Annotated in this window: 20 protein-coding genes; 15 read left to right on the forward strand and 5 right to left on the reverse strand. The window is 41.0% G+C overall.

Going from position 1 to position 19,554, the window contains the following annotated elements; genetic code table 11:
- Positions 1-179 precede the first annotated feature (179 nt).
- The 7 genes from ACFQ1M_RS11885 to ACFQ1M_RS11915 all read left to right on the forward strand — a co-directional run bounded on the left by ACFQ1M_RS11885 (position 180) and on the right by ACFQ1M_RS11915 (position 7,947).
- On the forward strand, positions 180-590 hold the full coding sequence (locus ACFQ1M_RS11885) for a hypothetical protein (protein ID WP_386408471.1): 411 nt from the start codon (positions 180-182) through the stop codon (positions 588-590).
- 200 nt (positions 591-790) lie between these two features.
- Positions 791-1,423, forward strand: a complete 633-nt coding sequence (locus ACFQ1M_RS11890) for a Crp/Fnr family transcriptional regulator (protein WP_386408473.1) — start codon at positions 791-793, stop codon at positions 1,421-1,423.
- 55 nt (positions 1,424-1,478) lie between these two features.
- Positions 1,479-3,236, forward strand: a complete 1,758-nt coding sequence (locus ACFQ1M_RS11895) for a SulP family inorganic anion transporter (protein WP_386408474.1) — start codon at positions 1,479-1,481, stop codon at positions 3,234-3,236.
- Between the two features lie 98 nt (positions 3,237-3,334).
- Entirely contained in the window at positions 3,335-4,750 is a 1,416-nt protein-coding gene (locus ACFQ1M_RS11900; protein ID WP_386408476.1) for an MBL fold metallo-hydrolase, read from the forward strand.
- 168 nt (positions 4,751-4,918) lie between these two features.
- Positions 4,919-6,331, forward strand: a complete 1,413-nt coding sequence (locus ACFQ1M_RS11905; protein WP_386408478.1) for an MBL fold metallo-hydrolase — start codon at positions 4,919-4,921, stop codon at positions 6,329-6,331.
- Between the two features lie 155 nt (positions 6,332-6,486).
- Positions 6,487-7,149, forward strand: coding sequence for a peroxiredoxin (locus ACFQ1M_RS11910; protein WP_386408480.1), 663 nt, complete (start codon positions 6,487-6,489; stop codon positions 7,147-7,149).
- A gap of 96 nt (positions 7,150-7,245) precedes the next feature.
- Complete coding sequence (locus ACFQ1M_RS11915) at positions 7,246-7,947, forward strand: aspartate/glutamate racemase family protein (protein WP_386408482.1); 702 nt, start codon at positions 7,246-7,248, stop codon at positions 7,945-7,947.
- A 114-nt stretch (positions 7,948-8,061) separates the two neighbouring features.
- On the opposite strand, the gene ACFQ1M_RS11920 is transcribed toward ACFQ1M_RS11915, so the two are convergent.
- From ACFQ1M_RS11920 to ACFQ1M_RS11940, 5 genes are all read right to left on the reverse strand, one after another.
- Positions 8,062-9,384, reverse strand: a complete 1,323-nt coding sequence (locus ACFQ1M_RS11920; protein ID WP_386408484.1) for an OmpP1/FadL family transporter — start codon at positions 9,382-9,384, stop codon at positions 8,062-8,064.
- A gap of 287 nt (positions 9,385-9,671) precedes the next feature.
- Positions 9,672-10,547 carry a sterol desaturase family protein gene (locus ACFQ1M_RS11925; RefSeq protein ID WP_386408486.1) on the reverse strand — a complete coding sequence of 292 codons (876 nt, stop codon included), beginning with the start codon at positions 10,545-10,547 and terminating at the stop codon, positions 9,672-9,674.
- 2 nt (positions 10,548-10,549) lie between these two features.
- A complete protein-coding gene (locus tag ACFQ1M_RS11930) occupies positions 10,550-11,524 on the reverse strand; it encodes a sulfurtransferase (protein ID WP_386408488.1) in 975 nt (324 codons plus the stop codon).
- On the reverse strand, positions 11,508-11,984 hold the full coding sequence (locus tag ACFQ1M_RS11935) for a monoheme cytochrome C (protein WP_386408490.1): 477 nt from the start codon (positions 11,982-11,984) through the stop codon (positions 11,508-11,510). Before ACFQ1M_RS11935 ends, ACFQ1M_RS11930 begins: the two co-directional genes overlap by 17 nt.
- Positions 11,985-11,986: 2 nt before the next feature.
- The gene (locus tag ACFQ1M_RS11940) at positions 11,987-13,207 is read right to left on the reverse strand and encodes a sulfite oxidase (RefSeq protein WP_386408492.1); all 1,221 of its coding nucleotides are present in this window, start codon (positions 13,205-13,207) and stop codon (positions 11,987-11,989) included.
- Positions 13,208-13,303: 96 nt separating this feature from the next.
- Here ACFQ1M_RS11940 and ACFQ1M_RS11945 point away from each other — a divergent pair, with 96 nt between their 5' ends.
- The 8 genes from ACFQ1M_RS11945 (at position 13,304) to ACFQ1M_RS11980 (ending at position 19,507) form a co-directional block, all read left to right on the forward strand.
- Positions 13,304-14,038 (forward strand): Crp/Fnr family transcriptional regulator, encoded by a 735-nt coding sequence (locus ACFQ1M_RS11945; protein WP_386408494.1) that lies wholly within the window; start codon positions 13,304-13,306, stop codon positions 14,036-14,038.
- 340 nt (positions 14,039-14,378) lie between these two features.
- Entirely contained in the window at positions 14,379-14,585 is a 207-nt protein-coding gene (locus tag ACFQ1M_RS11950) for a YgaP family membrane protein (protein ID WP_386408496.1), read from the forward strand.
- A 130-nt stretch (positions 14,586-14,715) separates the two neighbouring features.
- A complete protein-coding gene (locus ACFQ1M_RS11955) occupies positions 14,716-15,978 on the forward strand; it encodes an NAD(P)/FAD-dependent oxidoreductase (protein ID WP_386408498.1) in 1,263 nt (420 codons plus the stop codon).
- 66 nt (positions 15,979-16,044) lie between these two features.
- Positions 16,045-16,506 carry a methyltransferase family protein gene (locus tag ACFQ1M_RS11960; RefSeq protein ID WP_386408500.1) on the forward strand — a complete coding sequence of 154 codons (462 nt, stop codon included), beginning with the start codon at positions 16,045-16,047 and terminating at the stop codon, positions 16,504-16,506.
- A gap of 35 nt (positions 16,507-16,541) precedes the next feature.
- The gene (locus ACFQ1M_RS11965) at positions 16,542-17,177 is read left to right on the forward strand and encodes a class I SAM-dependent methyltransferase (RefSeq protein WP_386408502.1); all 636 of its coding nucleotides are present in this window, start codon (positions 16,542-16,544) and stop codon (positions 17,175-17,177) included.
- A gap of 102 nt (positions 17,178-17,279) precedes the next feature.
- Positions 17,280-17,789 carry a DUF2202 domain-containing protein gene (locus tag ACFQ1M_RS11970; RefSeq protein WP_386408504.1) on the forward strand — a complete coding sequence of 170 codons (510 nt, stop codon included), beginning with the start codon at positions 17,280-17,282 and terminating at the stop codon, positions 17,787-17,789.
- An 85-nt stretch (positions 17,790-17,874) separates the two neighbouring features.
- Complete coding sequence (locus ACFQ1M_RS11975) at positions 17,875-18,552, forward strand: DUF6799 domain-containing protein (RefSeq protein ID WP_386408506.1); 678 nt, start codon at positions 17,875-17,877, stop codon at positions 18,550-18,552.
- A 61-nt stretch (positions 18,553-18,613) separates the two neighbouring features.
- On the forward strand, positions 18,614-19,507 hold the full coding sequence (locus tag ACFQ1M_RS11980) for a hypothetical protein (protein WP_386408508.1): 894 nt from the start codon (positions 18,614-18,616) through the stop codon (positions 19,505-19,507).
- Positions 19,508-19,554 lie beyond the last annotated feature (47 nt).

Below are 19,554 nucleotides of genomic sequence, written 5' to 3' on the forward strand. Positions count from 1 at the left end.
ACTTGCGTTGAGATCTTGCGTATCGTTATCAGTTCATATTATGAACGGTGCTCTTTACGCATCACTTTGGTTATTTTTGAATTATCAACCTCTTATCGAGACAAATTGATGTTTGGACGAAAACTCCTCGGAGGGCTATTTTCTTGTCCTATCTTTGTCTTTAGTGCCCCCTTAACCATATGCTTAAAGTGCAGAATATCATAACACAAGAACGCTTGATCAAGCAATACAACCTTGATGTGGGAAAAGTCTTTTTCTACGAAAATTACCTTATCACAGAAATTGCCGAAGGTACTTGTTTTGGCTTCAGAACGGCTAAAGAATTGACAAAACTCGTGCACACACATTTTAAAGGAAGGTCTTTTGGATACATCTCCCACCGCATCAACTCCTATTCGGTCGTACCAACCGATTATTTGTCCTTAAAGGAAACTTTTCCAAATCTCGAGGCGTTTGCAGTTGTAGCCTACGATGAGGTTCAATTACTAAATATTGACATAGAGAACATCTTTTTTAGTGGGAATATTAAGTCTTTCGTTAACCTGAACCACGCAAGCAATTGGGTGCTAGAAAAACTAGGAATACTTTAATCCACTCCTTCGACTTCTTCAATTCTAGGTCTTTTAGACCAGCTTATACACAGCTAATCTTCTATCTTTTATGTAACTTTAGTTGCATTTGTTGCTATTGTTCTAGACTAGGTTTGATCTTTTGATGCTATCAGGTCGAGGTTCCTGGCAAAAAATGGATATATCTAAAAACTTACTTTCAAAAACCACTAAGCTGTCATATGATTCAAGAACTAAAAGATCGATACGGAAATCTATTTGAATCTGAATTGTTACAAGAGATCAATCAGGTGGGCACTTTCAAAGAAATTCCAGCAGGCTTTAAATTATTGGAAATCGGGGATTATATTCGTTCGATGCCATTGTTGGTTTCAGGAGCCATTAAGATCTTACGAGAAGATAAGGATGGTGACGAGCTGCTGCTCTATTTTTTAGAACCTGGCGACACTTGCGCTATGACCCTCACCTGCTGTTTGGGACAAACACGTAGCGAGATCAGAGCCATTGCCGAAATGGATACCAAATTGATCATGGTGCCTGTACAAAAAATGGATGAATGGATGATGAAATACAAAAGTTGGAGAAATTTTGTGATAGAAAGCTATCATCTACGCCTCAATGAGATGCTAGAGACCATCGATAACATCGCCTTTTTAAAAATGGACGATCGCTTACTTAAGTACTTAAAGGAAAAGTCTAGAGTAAATAATGAAATGGTCATTAGAAACACGCATCAAGAGATTGCGTATGACCTGCATACTTCGAGGGTGGTCATTTCTAGACTGTTAAAAAAACTAGAGAATCTCGGGAAGATCGAATTGCATCGAAATCACATCAATTTACTGGAGCTGTAACTTAGGTTACTTACCTTTAACCTTCATCATACTACTTTTGCATTAAAACTTTGCGATGCTCAAAAAAGTCTTTCCCATATTTACATGGCTTCCTGCTTATAAGAGATCTTATCTCAGTGGAGATCTTGTAGCAGGTCTTACTGTGGGTATTATGCTGGTTCCACAGGGGATGGCCTATGCGATGATCGCTGGGCTGCCACCAGTATTTGGATTGTATGCCGCATTGATTCCGCAGATCATCTATGCAATGATGGGAACCTCCCGACAGCTTGCCGTTGGACCTGTGGCTATGGATTCCTTGTTGGTTGCCGCAGGCTTAGGAGCTTTGTCCCTATCGGGAATTGAGGAATATATAGGCATGGCCATTTTCCTGGCGTTATTCATGGGTGTGATCCAATTGCTGTTAGGCCTTTTGAGAATGGGGTTTTTAGTGAATTTTCTCTCAAAACCCGTCATCAGTGGATTTACCTCGGCGGCGGCCATCATTATAGGGCTTAGTCAATTAAAACACCTCATAGGAGCCGAAATCGCTCAAAGCAACCAAATTCATTTTTTATTGAGAAATGTTCTCAATACCATTTCCGAGACGAACGGATACGCGCTCGGCATTGGATTGGTCGCTATTTTGCTGATCATTGGATTAAAACGGCTCAATAAGAAATTTCCAGCGGCTCTTCTGGTCGTTGTGCTGGGCATCTTGATCGTCTATCTGGGTGGGTGGCAAGATTTTGGCGTAAAGATCGTAGGTGCCGTACCAAAAGGTCTCCCAGAGTTTCAAATACCCTCGATCAATGGTAGTCGTATCTCAGAACTTCTTCCTATAGCGTTGACCTTGGCTCTCATCGCCTTTATGGAAGCCATTTCGGTAGCAAAGGCCGTTGAGGAAAAACATACCGATTACGAGGTGGATGCCAATCAGGAATTGGTTGCTTTGGGAACTTCCAATATCATCGGTGCATTTTTTCAATCCTACCCTACTACCGGCGGTTTCTCGAGAACAGCAGTCAACGAGCAGGCTGGAGCAAAAACTGGAGTTGCAGCAATCATTAGTGCGCTTATTGTGGGGTTGACATTGCTCTTTTTAACACCCCTGTTCCATTATCTACCAAATGCCGTGCTAGCAGCGATCATCATGGTGGCCGTCTTTGGGCTTATCGATTTAAAATACCCTATAAAACTATTCAAATATAGAAAGGACGAATTTGTGTTGCTCATTCTTACATTTCTCATTACGTTGGTCATCGGTATAAAAGAGGGGATCCTTCTTGGAGTGCTCATCTCATTGCTATTGATGGTATACAGAGCTTCAAAACCTCATATCGCCATTCTCGGTAGAATAAAAGGAACGGAATATTTCAAAAATATCGACCGCTTCAATAAGGAAGTTGAAGAAAGAGCCGATCTGCTTATTTTGCGTTTTGATGCCCAATTGTTCTTTGGAAATAAGGACTATTTTAAAAATCAGCTTTTCAAGCAAATTGAAAAGAAAGGAAAAGGTCTGAAGGGAATCATTCTTAATGCCGAGGCCATTAACTATATCGACAGTAGCGCAGCGCTACAACTACAACACATCATTAAAGAATTAAATGCGAGGGGCCTTCGTTTTATGATTGCAGGCGCTATCGGCCCGACACGCGATATCATCTTTAGTAGTGATCTCATTCAACTCCTAGGGGCTGAAAATCTTTTTGTGAAGACCTATGAGGCAGTCGCGCATTTCGACGGAAAGGTATCCAAAAGTGAGATTCAAAAGAGAATAGCACAACAAACAAAAAACCTCCTTCACGACCCGTTGACTGATATTTGTCAGTAGCGCTTTCTTAATTATCAACGAGTTTTGTAACCTAGGTTGCTGTAGATGTATTTGACCATTGATACATTTATGACACCAAAAGTTTTAAACATATAATTATGAAAGTAGAACAGATATATACCGGATGTTTGGCACACGCCGCCTACTATGTTGAAAGCAATGGCGAAGCTGCAGTTTTTGACCCTTTACGAGAAGTTGAACCTTATTTGGAACGCGCAAAAAAGGACAATGCGAAGATCAAGTATGTTTTTGAAACACACTTCCATGCCGATTTTGTGAGCGGCCATCTAGATCTTAAGAAAAAGGCTGGCGCAGAGATCGTTTTTGGGCCTTTAGCAAAACCTGCATATGAAGCAACCGTAGCTGAGGACGGACAGATCTTCAAGGTTGGGAATTATAAGGTAAAGGTGATCCATACCCCTGGACATACCATGGAAAGTACCACCTATCTCCTTATAGATGAGAAAGGAAAAGAACACGGGATCATTACAGGAGATACCTTGTTTATCGGTGACGTAGGACGCCCAGACCTCGCTCAACATGTGATCTCTGAATTGACCGAAGAAAAATTAGCAGCGCATCTCTACGATTCGTTGCGGAACAAGATCATGCCGCTGAGTGATGATATCATCGTATATCCCAATCACGGAGCAGGGTCGGCTTGCGGAAAGAAAATGAGCAAAGAGACCAGCGATACCTTGGGGCATCAAAAAAAGACCAACTACGCACTTCGTGCAGATATGACCAAGGAAGAATTTATCAAAGAGTTACTTACCGGATTGACAGCACCTCCTGGATATTTTCCTCAAAATGTACTTATGAATATCAAAGGGTACGAAAGTCTCGATACCATCATGGAAAGAGGTCAACAACCATTATCACCTGATGCCTTTGAAGCTGCTTCAAATGAGACCCATGCGCTAATGATAGACACACGTAAGGCCCAAGATTTTTCTAAAGGATTTATTCCTAACAGCATAAACATTGGTCTAGAAGGAAATTTTGCACAATGGGTAGGCGAGATGATCCCAGACGTAAAACAACATATTCTTTTGATCACTTATCCAGGAAAAGAAGAAGAAGCGATTACCAGACTTTCTAGAGTAGGCTATGACAATACGATAGGATACTTGGAAGGTGGGTTTGAAAGTTGGAAGAAGGCCAATAAAGAAATTGATAGCATCGATAGAATCACCGCCTCGGACTTGGAGCAAATCCAGAAGGGGAAAAAGCACTTGATATTTGACGTGCGCAAGAAGAGCGAATTTGATTCTGAACACGCTGTCGATGCGGTTAATGTTCCTTTAAATGAGATCAACCAACATTTAGCGCAATTTCCAAAAGAAGGATCTTTTGTGCTACACTGCGAAGGTGGATATCGAAGTATGATCGCCGCATCAATCCTAAAGCAACGTGGATGGGATAATTTTGTGGATGTGATCGAAGGTTTTAATGCCATCAAAGAAACAGATATACCGAGGTCTGAGTTCGTAGAGCCAACATCCATGCTATAAGCATTAAGGAGCCGATTGATAAAAAAAGTCTCGAGAATCCATTTCGAGACTTTTGCTTTTTAAAGCCGATATCATTACATTCTCCTACCAAATGACATTTGTGACAAATGTTACTGTAAAGACCTCTAAATAATTCTAATTTTACTGCCGAATTAAAACCTTGAAAAGATGAAAATTGAACAAATATACACAGGATGTCTCGCCCAGGGAGCCTATTATATTGAAAGTAATGGAGAAGTGGCTATCATCGATCCATTGCGTGAGGTAAAGCCGTATATGGAAAAGGCAGCGGGGGAAAATGCCAAGATCAAGTACGTCTTTGAAACACACTTTCATGCCGACTTTGTAAGTGGGCACCTCACACTTTCTAAGGAAACAGGGGCGCCGATCGTCTTTGGTCCGAATGCCAATCCTTCATTCGATGCTATAATCGCCAAAGATGGCCAAGAGTTTAAGTTAGGTGACATCACCATAGTTGCACTGCACACACCAGGACATACCATGGAAAGCACTACCTATCTCTTACGAGACGAAAAAGGTAAGGACCATGCTATTTTTACCGGTGACACATTGTTCTTAGGAGATGTAGGCCGCCCTGATTTGGCACAGAAAGCAGCAGATATGACCCAAGAACAATTGGCAGCGACATTGTACGACAGTTTGCGTACCAAGATCATGCCGCTTGCCGATGATGTCATCGTATATCCAGCTCACGGCGCGGGTTCGGCCTGTGGAAAGAACATGATGAAAGAAACCGTCGATACCTTAGGTAATCAAAAGAAAATGAATTATGCCCTGAGGGCAGATATGACTCAGAAAGAATTTGTGAAAGAGGTGACGGAAGGTCTACTTCCACCACCTCAATACTTCCCTCTAAATGTAAAAATGAACAAGGAAGGTTACGAAGATATCGATACGATCTTGGAGCGTGGCACACAACCGCTTTCACCGGAGGCCTTTGAGGCGGCCGCGAATGAAACTGGTGCAGTGGTGCTGGATGTTCGCCATCAAGATGATTTTGTAAAAGGACATGTACCAAGATCGATATTTATTGGATTATCGGGAGATTTTGCACCTTGGGTTGGAGCATTGATCGCCGATGTACAACAACCAATTCTTCTGATCGCTCCAGAAGGCAAAGAAGAAGAGGCCGTTACCAGACTATCGAGAGTAGGGTTTGACAATACCCTTGGGTATCTCAAAGGTGGTTTTGACGCATGGAAAAAAGCAGGGAAGGACTATGACACTGTAACTTCCGTATCGGCTAATGCTTTTAAGAAAGCACTATCAGAAGGAAAAGTTCCAGTCTTTGATGTACGCAAAGAAAGTGAGTTTGTCTCAGAACATGTTGATAAAGCGGCAAATACTCCTCTTAGTTTCATCAACGACCATTTGGCCGAATTTCCAAGCGATGATACCTTCTATGTGCATTGCGCAGGAGGCTATCGTTCCATGATCGCTGCTTCAATCTTAAAAAGCAGAGGTATTCACAATCTCATCGATGTAGCAGGAGGCTTTAAAGCGATCAAAGAGGCAGGGGCCCCAGTAACGGACTATGTTTGTCCTTCCACTTTGAAATAAGCATCGACAGAAAATAAAAATTCGTTTTGATCTTAAAAGGAGTAGCTAAAAAGCTGCTCCTTTTTTGTGATTACATTAACTCACTATGTAACAAGGGTTACTGTCTTCGGTCGTGATTATAGGTAACTTTGGACAACCTTTAAAAACCTATAACCATGGAAACCATTGATAAGAGTTTTAACACCATGCCTAGAATTGGTGATACCGCGCCCGATTTTGAAGCCAATACCACTATGGGCAACATCAAATTCTCGGAGATCGCAAGTGATAAGTGGGTGCTATTATTTTCGCATCCCGCCGATTTTACACCAGTTTGTACTACAGAAATGAGCGGATTTGCAACTCGCAAATCCGAATTCGATGCTCTGAACACCCAACTCATCGGTTTAAGCATCGATAGTGTTCATGCACATCTCGGTTGGGTGAACAATGTTCGAGAAAAAACGGGAGTATATTTCGACTTCCCCATTATTGCAGACATCGATATGAAAGTTGCCAAACTGTATGGAATGCTTCAGCCTAACGAAAGTGAAACAGCAGCGGTACGTGCGGTCTTCTTTATCGATCCAGAAAGAAAAATAAGATTGATCATGTACTATCCGTTAAATGTAGGTAGGAATATGAACGAGATCCTAAGGGCTTTAGAAGGCCTACAGATCTCTGATAAATATAAAGTGGCCCTTCCACTCGATTGGAAAAAGGGAGATAAAGTCATCATACCTCCGCCCAAAACCTTAAAAGAAATGAATGCAAGGATCGAAGATGATTCGATTGAGAAGGTTGATTTTTACTTGGCAAAAAAAGAATTGGTTGGCTAATCCCCAACCGAGGTTGATTGTTTTTTTAGAAAGTGGCTGGTGGTTGCACATCTTAGCCACTTTCTTCTTAAAAATAACGCTTAATTAACATACACGATGAAAACACTGGGAATGATTGGCGGCACCTCTTGGCACTCGACCATAGTCTATTACCGATTGATCAATGAACTGGTCGGCAAGGAAATAGGGACGCAGGGGAACCCTCCGTTAATACTACATAGCATCAATATCGAGTTGATGCGCTCGCAAAATTGGGAAAAGATCAATAAAACGTATTTAGAGGTCGCCAACAAAATTGAGCAAGCTGGTGCAGAGGCGCTCATTATTTGTGCCAATACCCCGCATAAGGTCTATGATTTCGTGCAACCCAAAATTGATATTCCCATTCTTCATATTGCGGATGCCACGGGCATAGAAGCTTCTAAGAGAGGGGTTTCAAGATTGGGACTATTGGGAAACAAACCCACAATGACCAAAGGGTTTATACAAACACATCTTTCATTGAACTATTCAATCGATACCATAATTCCCGATGAAGAACACTTGGATGTGGCGCATCATTATGTGTCCAAAGAACTCACGCAAGGTAAATTCACTTCAGAAGCTAAAGACTTCTTTATTAAACAAATCCAGTTGCTAAAACGCAAAGGAGCTGAAGGAATCGTTTTGGGGTGCACAGAGTTGCCAATCCTTATCTCCAAGAACGACTTTGATATTCCCATGTTTGCCACTACGGACCTTCACGCTAAAATGGCGGTAGAATTTATCTTAGGTCATCTTCATGACCATCAGCTATAGAAAATATATTTCTATCTACACCAAGCACAAAAACCACATTGAATACATTAGTATGTTATAGCAGCTTCTGTGCTTAGATTTAAAACTTAACTTCAATTTAGGCAAAGAGCATCATTATTTATCTCCTTCTTTTGCAAAATTATAAGTTATTCCTACCATTATCATCGATGTGGTCATGTCATAGGACACACTACTTCCTGGAATGGCCCCATAAGGTGGTGAATTCTGTATAAACGCTGGGTTAAGTACGGGGCCAGTGGTACTGCCATTGCTCATCCCATAGTGAAAAACACCATCTAGAGAAAATCTATCATTTACTTCGTAGCTTACGCCCAATTGAAATGCATTTTCGATAATTGCAGTAGCCGGAATATTGAAGAACGTGACCTCCTCATCTATAGGATTCGTACTGTAAGTATACCCCAAACGCAAAGGCAGCTTGTCTATTCCTTTAAATTGAAGGCCTGCGGAAAGAATTGAAATATTCTTCCAACCAAAACCTGCCACCGAAGCAGTTTGTGTCCATCCTGTTGTTGAAAATCCATTAGCATTTTCATAGAATACGGTACGATAATCTATTGCTAGATCAAAGTTTCCTTTTGAATATCCCATTCCTAAAGATAAAATTGCAGGATATTCTATATTGAAATCATTTGTCGAAGTTGAATTATCCAAATACGTATTTTCCAATTCAAAATCACTGAAAGATTGTTTTGTCTTATACGAAACACCTGCCTTTATGCCAGATCCTGAATCAAAGAAGGCCCCAAATTGTGTTCCAAAACCTAGAGCTGAAGCCTTATCTGTAGTGGGGTATCCCGATTGATTGGGATTCGCTGTGGGATTTGGTATTAACTCTAAGCTGGCATAATTGAAAGTTGGTGCCACACCTATCGAAAACTTGTCGGATACCTTATATGCCCATGTAAATCCCACCTGTAATAGCGCATAATCTGATTCAATTCTACCAAACCCACCCATGCTTTGTGGCGCGTTGATCGGATTGCTCATGTTCTCGGGAAACGTTACACCAAAACCACTGATACCAAATGCAGAAGCACCAAAGGTATGATTGCTTTCTTCCTTCCCCCATACCAAAGAAAGTGCCGGAAGAATAGAAACCCCGCGGTCATCCTTGGTAGTACCACTAAAGAAATTCCCTGTCGGTTGTCCTGTGTTATCGAATTCTGGCACTGTAGCACTCAATTCTGGAGAAGAAAAGAAGAATCCCGCATCTAGCTTCAAGATGGTTCCATCGAAAGATGATATTGTTGCAGGGTTCCATTGCAAGGCTCCAGAAATATCTAAGGGCTGAGCCGTTGCAGCACCTCCCATGGACATATTGACTGAACCTACACCTTGCATGATGTGACCCGCCTGTGCAAAGGTCATCGCGGTAGCAAGTAAAAAAGTGCACTTAACTAAAGCTTTTCTCATAACTGTAAATTTAGATTAACAATGATCGATTCTAATGGCAAAATGGTTGTAAAACCAAGGATATTTACCACTAGATCATAGCTCAAAAGCTACTCTAAATTACTAGCCAAATCGGTCTTAACATATGACCTTTATCATCAAAAATGCTAGAAATATCGCGCTTTTTTGTCCATTTTAATTCTTTTAAAAACAGGGGGAGATGACCTTATGTATTTTAAAGATATGAAGACAAATTATCCCAAGGATATCAATTATTTGACCCGTTTATCATGAAGAAGAATATCTAATTATCTTTTATCATTCTTAAAACCATAAATAAGCTGTCTCAAAAATCCTTTGGGCATTTTCTCGTCACCAGGATAGCCTATCGTTATCGTGCCGCTATCTTCGGGAATATAGTTGGTCTTAAAAATATAATCCCAAATGCTAAGACTAATACCAAAATTTACGCCGTAGCTCCCTTTTGGAAGCACATACGAGTGATGATACAAATGCATCACAGGATTGTTGAAGATATACTTTAGTGGACCCCAAGTGATCTTGATATTGGCATGATTCAAATGCCCGATAGCAACCGCCGCAAAGTGAACAATATAAGCCTGTTCGGGTTCAAACCCTCCCAAGATCAATACCCCAAATGTCTTTAATGGTTTATAGAAGATATTCTCCATCCAGTGGTAGCGCAGATGTGCCGCAAAGCCCATTTCCTTCACAGAATGGTGTACTTTGTGAAATCGCCATAGAAAGCGATACTTGTGCAGAAGTACATGCGTAAACCATTGTACAAAATCCAATAGGATGAAAAAGACGACCAATTGCGCCCACATAGGCCATGCCGCAATATCAACAATGGCGAATGATTTCGCGGTGAGCCCAAACTCACCAAACAGGAGCCCCAATATTTTATACACCCCACTGATAACGATGGCAAAGATGAAGAAGTTGAAGAACATATAAAATGCATCTAACCAAAAATCCCTTCTAAAAATAGATTGCTCCTTACGCCACGGGAATAGGATCTCTAACCCCCAAACAAAAAGCGAGATTGCCACAAGGCCCCAAAAATAGTTGGTATACCATGGCACTTCAAAAATGATCGACTTCCAGGTCCATTGTACGGTTCCCATAAAAGCGTTTACAAATGCGTCAATATATTTTTCCATAGTCATTCATTAATCGTAGTTATGCTATCCTGCTCAAAAGGCAGGTTCTCAAAATAGCTCCATTCTGTCCAAGAGCCGTCATAGTTCTTTACATTTTCATAGCCCAACAACTGTGTGAGCACAAAAGTAGTGTGAGCAGATCGAACCCCAGAGTGACAATAGGTGATGATCGGGTGCGATTTGGGAACGCCTAATGTCCCATATCGTTTCTGTAAGGCATTGAATGTCTTAAACTTCTTGGTGCCGTGATAATCAATGGCATCTGCCCAATCGATCAATACGCTATTGGGTATTCTCCCCCCTCTTACAGCACCCTTTTTCCTGCGCTTTCCACTAAACTCATCTCTATTTCTAGTATCTAGCAAAACGGTCTCAGGGTTTGCGCTGACTTGATCTATAAGCTGTTCTTTATTGATATAATACCTTAATGAAGGGTTATCATTCAACTTGAAATCGGAACTTACCGCCGCATTCACTTCTACACTTAGGGACCCGCCTTGATATCTCCATGTGGATAAACCACCATTTAGGAGCCTTACTGCGTCAAAATCATAATTCTGCAATACCCACCACAAACGAGCGGCATCACTTGCCCCTTTATCGTCATAGATCACCAAGGTATCGTCATTTCTAATTCCTAACTTGCTGAACAATCGCTCGATGGTCTCCTTCGTTGCCATCATTCCTTTGTAAGGATAGGAATCGTCCTCGATATCGGACCGATATACATGGATCGCTCCCTCGATGTGCCCTTTATCATATGCTTCCCTTTTTCTAAAATCAATGATTTTGATACGATCAGAATCTAAGATCCTTTGAAGCTCCTCTGCCTCTATGAGATGAAAATCATTAACATAGTTCCCTGGCCTGTTGTTCAAAACAACTGCCGGAATATCCTTCGCTTCTTGCTTTATCGTATCGTTTTTACAGGAAAACAATAAGAGAGGGATCAGTATGTAACTATTGTTCCAGGTCATACCATGCTATGTTTATTAAGCGCTCTCTTCTTCCCTTCTCCCTTGGTGGATAATTCGTTACGAGATAATTGATGATCACCTCTTCGTTACTTCCTAAATCCCAAAGATTCTGTGTTTCTTGCATCCAATCGATGGTGGCAGCCCACCGCTCTTTATTCATTCTATTCTGAGTGACCAATTTTGCCGAATGACAATTGGTACAATTATAAACCACGACCATCAAGCCCTCGGCATCTTTCAAACCAGTACGAACATGAATGCCATTTTCAATACGATCCTCATCTTCTTCTGGAATGACGACAAAAGTCGGGTCGGAAGAAGTTTTTTTGAATATCGAAAGATCTGGGTCCATCATAAGGTATAAGACTCCCCCCGAAATAAGCCCGAATACCGTGAATAAAAGGACAAAAAGACGACGAATTTGTCGAACACTCTTTCTGAATTCTTCGTGCTTATCCATGGTCAGACGACTTTAACTGCAATTCTGTGACATGCATTGTTCAAATATCCCTTGGGATTCCAACCGGGTAATAGCATCGGCTGACTGCTACCTTGACTATCTGTGGCACGTGCCCAAACTTCATAATATCCTTTCCTTGGGAAATCTACCGTTGCTGAAAAATGCTGCCATGCCAAACGGTTCACTGGTTTCTCAATGGAACATTCATTCCAAGTGGCCCCGAAGTCTATGGAATATTCCATTTTTGCCACTTCCAATTCTCCAGCCCAAGCATGTCCGCGAATATTAAGCCTTTTTCCTTTTTTGATGGTGGCTCCCGATTTTGGATAGGTGATCAACGATTTTACTGGCATCGATTCTATGATGCACATCTCTTCATCTTTGACCTTTTCTCCTGGTGCTACGGGGTTGCAGGGTACGCGATAGGCCGTACCGGTCATTTTGGGCCCATCATGCACTTTGTCGCGTATGCTAATTCTGGTAATCCATTTTCCTGAGACAGAGGCTGGCCAACCACCAGCGACAAGCCGTAATGGGTACCCATGTGCTAACGGAATGTCCTCTCCATTCATTTTGAAGGCCAATAAGGTCTCATCCTGTAAGGCTTTGGAGATCGGCGCACCGCGCGATATCGGCTCTTTGTTAGGGTCCCGACTTAAATGCACATCTGCGGCATGATATCCAATATAAACGGCATCGCTCTTAATACCTGCATCCTCCAATACATCCCGTAAACGCACCCCTGTCCACTTGGCACATGATACTGCTCCCACCGTCCATTGATTCCCTTTTGCCGGTGGATCAAATTCACTACGGCCATTACCACCGCATTCGAGCGTAAGTTGGTACGTATATTGTTTGAAGTTGGATTTCAATTCAGCAAGTGTATAGGTTTTTTTCTGTTTAACGGACTCGCCATCTATTGTCAATGTCCACTTGGTGACATCAATATTTTCAGGGATAAGACCGTTATTCCTTATAAACATGTATTTGTTGGGGGTGATCTTATCATCCAATAAGTGCGCCTTGGCCTCTATATTCCATGGTTTATCGTTTAGTACGACCATTTCCTTGTCTTTACCAAACAACTTATAGGGGTCGGGATCTTGTAAGACCAAAGGACGATAGCCCTTTGGCATCGTCGCTCCAAAAACGATATCAGTACCAATGGCCATTGCCATTGATCCTAGAACCGCTTTCTTAACAAAACTTCGTCTCTTCATTGCTGCATATGTATAACCTACAGTTTATAAAGTTAGCCGTTTTCGCCTGCAATTTTTGTAACATAGGTTACAATATGATATTCCGTGTGAGATTGTATGATATACCACTTCCAAAAAAACTATGGTGCCAATGATAAGGAACGCTTTTCTAAATTGCATTTCTATATCTTTATAAAAAAGTATTTCGTGATCGTTCAAGCATTAGAAGAGTATTTCCCTCAGTTATCTAAATCGCCCGCCCTGAAAAAAGAACTGGCCGCTGCTTGCCAGCTCATAAAGCTAGAAAAAGGAACCACCATTCTTAGAACAGGAGCCTACATCAAACTCATCCCATTGGTGATATCCGGACTTATCAAAGTCTATAAAGAGGAAGAAAACGGCAATGAGTTGCTTTTATACTACATAAAACCTGGGGAAAGTTGCGTGATGTCTGTAACGACACTAATGAGAAGAGAGACCAGCAGTATAAAAGCCATTGTTGAACAGGATGCCGAAGTGGTGGTCCTTCCATCTAACAAAGCATTGGAAATTGCTAAAACCCAGTCACAATGGAATGAATTTATCTATGACCTTTTCAATTTAAAATTTGAGGAATTGCTTACGACCATCGAGACGCTTACCTTTTCGAATAAAGATAAACGTCTGCTTGACTATTTAAAGAAAGAAGCGAAATTGAAAGGAAATACCATCTTACAGACTACCCATCAGCAAATCGCCTATGAACTTGGTTCTTCTCGCGAAGTAATATCACGACTTCTAAAAAAACTAGAAAACGAAGGTATTGTGTCCTTAAAACAAGGGGCCATCAAAATTTTAAAGACCGAAGAATAACACACTTTAGGCACACTTTCATTACCGTTAGAGAAAACAAGCTACGTGGCGAGAATGATGTTGCTATAGGAAGCCCTTCCTTCGTGAACATTCATTCAATAATCAGAATAATTTTTGAAGATGACATGTGACAAATGTCACAGGTTTTTAAACAAAGACCTGTTACATTTGAGTAGTTTAAATTCAAAAAAATGCATCCCAAACACTTGACAAAAAATATTGACCGTTGAAAAGAGATAGCATAAAAAAACTGATCATTGTCTGTGTCATTTGTATTTGCCTGGTAACAGGGGTGGTTTTGTTAATAGAAACATTTAGTTATTAAATTAAATTAATTGAGATGAAAAAAAACATGGGCGGCATGGACCGCATTATTCGATTCTTGGTAGCCGCAGTCGTGATTGCTCTCTACTATTTTGAAGTTATTGGAGGCACCTTGGGCTATGTACTACTAGGGTTAAGCGCTGTATTTTTATTCACAAGTTTCGTGAGTTTTTGTCCACTATATACACTGGTAGGTTTGAATACCTGTAAAGTGAAGCAATAATAGCCCTCATCGAAGATGACGTTGACCCTAGGCATTGAAAGTAATGATCCATTGCTTTGATCGTAACAAAAGTTACTGTAAGTTTCTCGGTTGAAGATTACCTTTAAGGAATACAAAACCTGATCTAAAAATGAAAACAAATCATCAAATACTTATCATTGGAGGAGGTACTGGAGGTATTATGACAGCCGCTCAACTACTTAAAAAGGACCAGAGCCTTGATATTGCTATCATCGAACCTGCCGACACCCATTACTACCAACCTGCATGGACCTTAGTAGGCGCAGGCACCTATAATTATAAAAAGACGGCCAGGCCTATGGCATCCGTTATACCAAATGGTGTTAAATGGATAAAGGATCATGCTACTGGATTTGACCCAGAAAAGAATTCAGTAGCCACCAAAGCAAGTGGTGACGTCACCTACGACTATTTGGTGGTCTCACCAGGACTCGTCATGGACCCATCCTTGATAGAAGGGCTTCCTGAAGCTCTGGACAAAGGAGTCGTTTGCAGCAATTACACCGATCCAGAACATACTTGGAAGGTGATGCAAAATTTTAAAGGTGGTAATGCTGTGTTTACACAACCGACCACTCCCATAAAATGTGGTGGCGCTCCACAGAAGACCGCCTATTTGGCTGCCGATTATTTTAGGAAACATGGTCTAAAGGACAAGACCAATGTGGTCTTCGCTACTCCTGGCTCAGTCATATTTGGAGTAAAGCCCATCAGAGAGACCTTAGAAAAGGTCATCAAACGTTACGATATGCATTTCAAACCTTTCTATGCTCCGTTTAAAATTGATGCAGACAAACAGATCATCTATTTTAAATATACAGCGCCTGCGGAAAAGCGCGCTACCATAGAATCAGACAATGTTTTAGGTGAAAAACTTACTGCAGACGATGTTATTGAAATGCCTTTTGATATGCTTCATTTAGCACCGCCACAAACGGCACCAAAGTTTGTTAAAGAATCCTCTTTGGTCAATGAGGCCGGCTGGCTGGACGTGGACCATCATTCCATGCAACACAACAAATACAAGAATATCTTTGGTATTGGGGATGTTGCTGCCTTACCAACAGCAAAAACCGGAGCTGCTATCAGAAAACAGGTTCCCGTAGTCGTAGAAAACATTCTCTTGCTTAAACAACACAAAGAAGCCAGCAATCGTTCGTATAATGGCTATTCTTCTTGCCCGTTGGTCACTGCCTATGGCAAAATGGTACTAGGTGAGTTCGATTACGATAGCAACTTTACGCCAGACCCAAAACTGAAACAAATGTTGATCTTCGACAGCTCTAAAGAGCATTGGAGATTGTGGATGTTGAAGAAATACATGTTGCCCTATCTATACTGGAATAAGATGCTGAAAGGGAAAAATGTTTGACCTAGATGATTTGTTGAACGAAAGGTGTAATCTCTAAAGATTCACCTTTCCTTTTTTGGAAATGATATGAAGCCGTTACTGAAAGACTATCTATATGTGATCGCCCAAGGCGGATTGCTGGTCTTGTATCTTGCAGATTGGCCACTTTTCGAAATGCCTACGTCTCCAATAATTTTTTGGGTGGCACTTGCGATGATCTGGGTCGGAATACTCATCGGAATTATGGCCATGGCACAATTGAACAAAAACCTTTCACCATTTCCTACCCCAAAATCGGATGCACAGCTCGTACAAACAGGACTTTACAAGTATATAAGGCACCCTATCTACACTGGAATATTGCTGGCAGCGCTCAGCTATGCCTTTTTTATTGGATCTTCATTTAAATTGTTGATCTTTTTATTGTTGTTGACCCTCTTTTATTTTAAATCGAAGTACGAAGAGAAAAAGTTGAAGCTGAAGTTTCCAGATTACGAAGGCTATATGAAAACAACTGGACGTTTTTTACCAAAGATCAGCGCCAAATAAGACTTACGCATTAATTCGTAAAGAAGCATTGACAAATGAACGACTTTGACAGGAAGCAACATTGGGAACATATCTATTCAACAAAAAGTCTCCACGAGGTTAGTTGGTATCAGCCAACACCCGAAATCACTCTCAACTTCTTTCAACAATTAGATATCCCACTAAAGTCCAACATTATCGATGTGGGTGGCGGCGATAGTTCTTTGGTAGATCATTTACTTGACATAGGCTATAGGAACCTTACTGTTCTTGACATCTCCGAAGTCGCAATTGAAAAGGCAAAACAACGCCTAGGCGAACGAGCTGATCTAGTGAATTGGCTTGTAACAGATATTGCTGATTTTATGCCCGAAGACACCTATGAAGTATGGCATGATCGTGCCGCCTTTCATTTTCTGACGGAGGAAAAAGAAATCGAGAAGTACATCGAAACCGCTTATCGTAGTTTGAGTCCTGATGGTATCTTAATAATGGGCACCTTTTCCGAAGATGGCCCTACCAAATGCAGTGGCATTGAGATCAAACAGTATTCTGAAGCCTCATTGACCGACCGCATGAAAAGATTCTTCGAAAAAATACATTGCCTCAAGGTAGATCACAAGACACCTTCTGGCAGCATTCAGAGCTTTCTATTTTGCGCATTTAGAAGAGCAACGGTAAAAGCTCATTGAATTACTCCTTTAGAATTTTCTTTTTTATGCCCATCTGTAACCAAAGTGGCTGTGTAGCGGTAATTTATTTCAGAACTTTATAGAAGTATCCTAAAAAGACGCATGATGAAAACTACACTGAAAATAAGCTTGCTGCTATTGGTGGTGAATAATATGCTGATTCTTGGTCAAGACCAAAAATTAGAAACTGAGACCGCTAAAAACCTAAAGTATCTGTTAGAAGAGGAAAAGTTAGCTCGTGATGTCTATACCTATTTAGACGAAAAGTGGGAGCTACGAGTATTTCATAACATTAAGCAAAGTGAGCAACGGCATATGGATGTTTTACGCAACCTACTGGACGCAAATCGAATTGAATTCGAGATAAGTGACAGTAAAGGCACTTTTACTAATAAAGAACTCCAATCACTATACGACGAATTCATCAGCAAAGGTTCTATATCTCGTCAAGAGGCCTTCAAAGTTGGCATTTTGATAGAGGAAAAGGACATTCAAGATTTGAAGGCAGCTTTAAGCCAAACAAATAATGGATATGCACAAATGGTGTTCTCCAACTTAATAAGGGCCTCAAACAATCATTTGAGAGCTTTTAAGAGACAGCTGTCCCGCTAAGTACCATGGCTCAACTCAAAGCTGTGAATGCACGGAGACCAATAATAAACCAAATGCTTAAAAAGCATCTTAAATACCAATGACCATGAAAAGAGTAATGTTAATTTCAGCGTTTCTGGTTCTCGGAACCTTGGCGCTATCGGCACAGGATCAAGACCAAGTAAGGTCACAGGAACGAGACCAGACACGATTGATGATGGTAGATGGAGATCTTCTTCAACTTAGAGATAGAGAACAACTTCGAATCCAAAATCGATTGGAGCTCAACGATGGCACGCAAGTCTATAACAATGGTAGCTATCAAACACCCAATCAAAAACGTCTACGACTTAAAGACGGTGAATGTTTGGATATGGACGGCATTAAGTATCGCAACGAATATCAGTATCGTTACAAGGTGCAACAAGAGAACAAAGGGCTAAATCAATCACAGATACGAGAACGCAATCGGAATAGGTATCATGTGATGATGGTCGATGGCGAAGCCTTTCAAATTCGAAATCAGATGCAGCAACGCCTGCAACAACCTATGAGTCTCAACGACGGGACGGTAGTGAACCCCGATGGTTCCTACCAGACCAGAGAACGACAGCAGGTAAGATTGAAGGATGGGCAATGTTTGAATATGGATGGGAAACTATTTCAAAACCAGCATCAATATCGAAAAGAGTATGTTAAAAAGCATATGAAAGCCAATAAGAAAAAGATGAATAAAAAGGTAAAGAAGAAAGTATCCAACAAGAAGGGTAAGGTTGGTAGCTGATCATTTAAATTATTTGGCCTTGCTATTAAAGCAAGGCCTTTAATTTTTAAAACATAGAACGATGAAGAATACAAGCGCCATCCTATTTGGGTTGCTTTGCCTGCTGTCTAAGATACTTATAGCACAACAGCCCACACATGCGCAAGCGACCAAACAAGAGTCAGCCTCCTATTTTTTAGCAGATGTAACCTACATTAGCGATGCGGTATTTATGGGTCGTCGCGACTCTATTGCCGCTCCTTACATAATACCCTCCATAGGGTATTATGATCGCTCAGGGATCTATGCGGATGCCTCTCTTTCATATCTCGTAGGTACTGAAGAAAAAAGAGTCGACCTTATGTTGCTAACTGTCGGCTATCGCTATAATGCTAAAAAACTGAATGGAGATATGTCTGCTACGGCCTATTTTTATAATGATGAAAGTTATAATGTACAATCTGAAGTGAATGCGGATCTAACGGCAAGCTTGGGATATGATTTTGATATTCTTCAAGCAAAACTATCGGCCATCACTTACTTCACTCAAGAAAGCAAAAACGACTTTTTCTTATCGCTCTCACTCGAAAAACAGATCGAAGCCTTTAAAAACAATCTTCACATCATCCCAACAATAGATCTTAACGCAGGATCTCAAAATTTCTATGAAGAATATTATCGAAACAATCGATTGGGCAATCGAAAGGGACAAGGTTCTGGAGGTACTGACCTGTCCACTATAGCGATTGCACAGTCCACCGACTTTTCTATATTGAGTCTTGACCTGAGCTTGCCCATCTATTATTATCACGATCAATATATTTTTTCGTTAAATCCGGTCGTTTCGCTTCCACAAAATCCCGCCATCATTACAGCAGAGGATGTCATTTTCGAAGAGGATTTAGAGAACGCCTTCTTTATTTCGCTGGGTATCAGTTATTGGTTTGAAACTTCAAAAAAGTCAAATGCTCATTAACTATTGGAAGAACTTAAATAACTTACAAGCCATTGTAACCAAGGTTA

Source organism: Sungkyunkwania multivorans (genome assembly GCF_042675645.1).
GTDB classification, from domain to species: Bacteria; Bacteroidota; Bacteroidia; order Flavobacteriales; family Flavobacteriaceae; genus Sungkyunkwania; species Sungkyunkwania multivorans.